Below are 2,978 nucleotides of genomic sequence, written 5' to 3'. Positions count from 1 at the left end.
GCCCCTCCCACCGCAGCGTAATCCAGGCCCCGCCCGCCCCCCCTACGCCCTGACACGCCCTCAACCGATCAACACCCCACCAACGTGACAACGCCCCCCGGCACCCACGTGGTCTTCACGCTGCGCCCGCTGCAGGCCCCGGCCGCCTCGGAAGCTCACGCTCTGGCGACGAGCGTGAAGTTCCGGGATCCTGGTGACCACGCAGTCGAGGTCGCCGGGGTGTCCTGGCGTCAGGCCGACCGGCCTTACCTGACCCACGCCGCCACGTTCACCCCCGCCGTCGAGGCCGCCATCGCCCCCGGCTCGGCCCAATCCGCGAGCAGAGACTACCAGCGCCGCTACGACGCGGAAGGCTTCCTGCGCCCCGCAGCGCGCACCGGCGCCCTGCCCTTTTCCCACCGGGCCGCGCAGATCCAGGCGATGGCCGGACGGCTCCTGCGGGGCCGTACCTCACGCGCCCAGACGCCCGGGCCCGAACCCTCCGCGGCACGGCCTTCCGCGCCGCAGCCGCAGCCGCCCCGACACCCCGCGTCCGGGCCGGGACGCCGGGTATGACCCGTCGCCTTCACGCACCGGGCGAGCGGCACGGACGGCAAGCCCCTCCACGGCAGTGACATGAGGGGATGTGAGGTGAGTGCGGCTGCTCCAGGCCCTGCTCTGTCTCGCCGGACGCCGAGCCGATGTCCTCTTCGCCATGCTCCGCGACGGCACCTTCTGCAAACCGCAGCCGTCAGCCCAGTTACCTGACCTGCGGGTCTGCAAGGAGAACGACTCGATCAGCCTCAACGTCGAAGCCAAGCACTGGATGGCCGTACTCGCCCTCCGGATCCATGAATACCGGCTTGCCCAAGCGCCGCCCGATCTCCCGAAGGAAGCCGCAGAGCACATCCAGTCGGTCCTGGCCTTGCAATTCCCGGAGGTCGACGTCGAAGTCGACTTCGTCGTCGGCGTAGAAACTGAAGATCGCCAGCACATCGGGGGTCGGCCAGACCCGCAGGTCCGCACATTCGGCATCCGCCGGGCGGGACAGCACGGCCTCCGCCCGGGGCACCGGAAGCACCGTCTCCCCTTCGGAGTACTGGTGCTTCCAACCTCTCTCCGCGACAAGGTCGAGGACGGCTTGCCAGTCCTCTACCGAGGCGTTCGGAACCCGTATGTCCGGCAACGACCCCATCAGGTCCAGGTCGAAAAAGCACTTCACGTCATCCCACAGCAGGTCGCTCACCCCGCCATGCTGCCCGATCGCCGATCTGACGCACCCCCGTTTCCTTTGGCCAAAGGCATAGGGGCATCCCCGCGGGGGTGCACGTCCTCGCGTTCCAGATACCGGGCCAGCGGCCGGTCAAGAGCCGCACCGAACCAGGAGGCGAGCTGGCAGCCCAGCCCGCCTCACGTCTCGGAATCAAGGGTCATACTCACCACAGGACTTACCGAACACCTCCTCGCCCGGCCCGGCGGAAGGAGCATGAGATGTCCAGGAGCGCGCAGTTGCGTACGTACACCGTCCGCGACGGGCTGCTCAAGGAGTGGGTGGAGCGGTGGCGCAGCGACATCGTGCCGCTGCGCCTGGCGCTGGGTTTCCAGATCGGCGGGGCCTGGGTGGACCGGGAACGCAACCAGTTCGTCTGGCTGATCTCCTACGCGGGTCCGGAGACCTTCGCGGAGCGCAACGCGCTGTACTGGGCGTCGCCCGAGCGCGAGGCGATGGACCTCGATCCGGACGACTACCTCCTGCACACCGACGACCGCACGGTCGAACAGCGCTACTGACCGTCGACACGTGCGGCCCCGCGGTGCCAAGGGCTCAGGAGCGTCTCTCAGGGTGGGCAGCCCGGCCGGGGTGGCCCGCACGCTGCGGCCGCGGCGTGCGGCGCGGCCGTCTTTTGCCTCGTGTCCCAAAGGGCTCAGCGTGCGTCAGTGCTGTCAGGGCCAGGGCGAGGTCTGCCCGTTTCGCCGGGGGCCGGGCCGGCTCCTCGCGGCCTGTCCCGTCGGGCGGGAAGGGGAGGTACATCGGGCGGGACTGGCGGACCGCCGGGCGACACGCGCGCAGCGGACAGCGGCGATGTGTTCCACGGCGCCGTACCTTTTACCACTGCGGTCGGCGGCGAAGAGGAAGGGCGATCTTTCATGGCGAAGCGGGGACGGATCTCTGCGCGGCAGCGCGCCGCTGGGGAGGCGGGCCGACGGGCCGCGGCGGCTGTACGTCTGGCCGGGGCCCGGCCGCCCCGTCAGCGTCCCCGGCCGCGCGACGCGGTGGCCGGGATTCCGCGGCCGGCCCGTGCCGAGGATGAGGTCGCGGTGCTGGCGGGCGGCATCGAGGTGTCGGTGTGTGCTGCCGGGTGTGCGGTCTGTGCGGAGGCCAGTGAGCGGTTCGATGCCCTCCGTGCCGCCTCGCTCGTGCAGCGGCGCCGCTTCGACGAGCCCGACCGCTACCCCTACGCCGCCGGCAAGCACACACTGCACCGCACCATCTGCCGGCAGATCGAGCAGTCGGTCGGCGGCATCGAAGGGGACGACTCGCCGTGGCTGCACGGCGCCCTGACCGACTTCGCCCACAACGGCACCTCCAACTCCGGATGGGCGACGCACCTGCGTGTCATGGAGATCGGCGAGGCGGCCACCTGGGTGAAGGAGCGCATCGGTCCCCGCGGCGGCACCCGCTACCGTCTGTGCGGCATCTGTGCACCCGCGCTGCCCGGGACCGGCTGAGCGACGGAAACCGACAGCCGGAGGCAGGCGGTAGCCGCCGATCGGGCAGCGCGCGGTTTCACCGGCGCCGCATGGCGCGTACGGTGTTCTCCCCCTGCGGGCGTTCGCCCTGTGTGGCCGGTGGCACCACCCGCACGGGCCGGGGCCCGGAGCAGGTGCTCCGGGCCCCGGTGGGGCGCTGTCACATTGTTGGGTGTGTGAGTGTCTGATGGCGTCGTCGGGGCGTGGTGGGCTTGTGTTTCGGGCCTGAGGTCAGGCCGTGGTGGCCT

General features: G+C 70.9%; 4 protein-coding genes. 3 read left to right on the top strand and 1 reads right to left on the bottom strand.

Going from position 1 to position 2,978, the window contains the following annotated elements; translation table 11 throughout:
• Positions 1-84: 84 nt before the first annotated feature.
• Entirely contained in the window at positions 85-555 is a 471-nt protein-coding gene (locus ACF07S_RS33415) for a hypothetical protein (RefSeq protein WP_391975922.1), read from the top strand.
• 184 nt (positions 556-739) lie between these two features.
• Here ACF07S_RS33415 and ACF07S_RS33410 read toward each other — a convergent pair whose 3' ends face one another.
• Positions 740-1,225: a hypothetical protein gene (locus ACF07S_RS33410; RefSeq protein WP_391975921.1), complete on the bottom strand. Its 486-nt coding sequence runs from the start codon at positions 1,223-1,225 to the stop codon at positions 740-742.
• Positions 1,226-1,470: 245 nt separating this feature from the next.
• Here ACF07S_RS33410 and ACF07S_RS33405 point away from each other — a divergent pair, with 245 nt between their 5' ends.
• Both ACF07S_RS33405 and ACF07S_RS33400 read left to right on the top strand, forming a co-directional pair.
• Positions 1,471-1,770: an NIPSNAP family protein gene (locus tag ACF07S_RS33405; RefSeq protein WP_391975920.1), complete on the top strand. Its 300-nt coding sequence runs from the start codon at positions 1,471-1,473 to the stop codon at positions 1,768-1,770.
• Between the two features lie 528 nt (positions 1,771-2,298).
• Positions 2,299-2,709 (top strand): hypothetical protein, encoded by a 411-nt coding sequence (locus ACF07S_RS33400; RefSeq protein WP_391975919.1) that lies wholly within the window; start codon positions 2,299-2,301, stop codon positions 2,707-2,709.
• Positions 2,710-2,978 lie beyond the last annotated feature (269 nt).

It is taken from the genome of Streptomyces sp. NPDC016640, assembly GCF_043076215.1.
Taxonomy (GTDB): domain Bacteria; phylum Actinomycetota; class Actinomycetes; order Streptomycetales; family Streptomycetaceae; genus Streptomyces.
This window is presented reverse-complemented; position numbering and strand designations above follow the sequence as displayed.

Bases quoted from the DNA above. Each gene is read 5' to 3' on its own strand.
- ACF07S_RS33405 (WP_391975920.1), top strand. From the start codon at position 1,471: ATGTCCAGGAGCGCGCAGTTGCGTACGTACACCGTCCGCGACGGGCTG.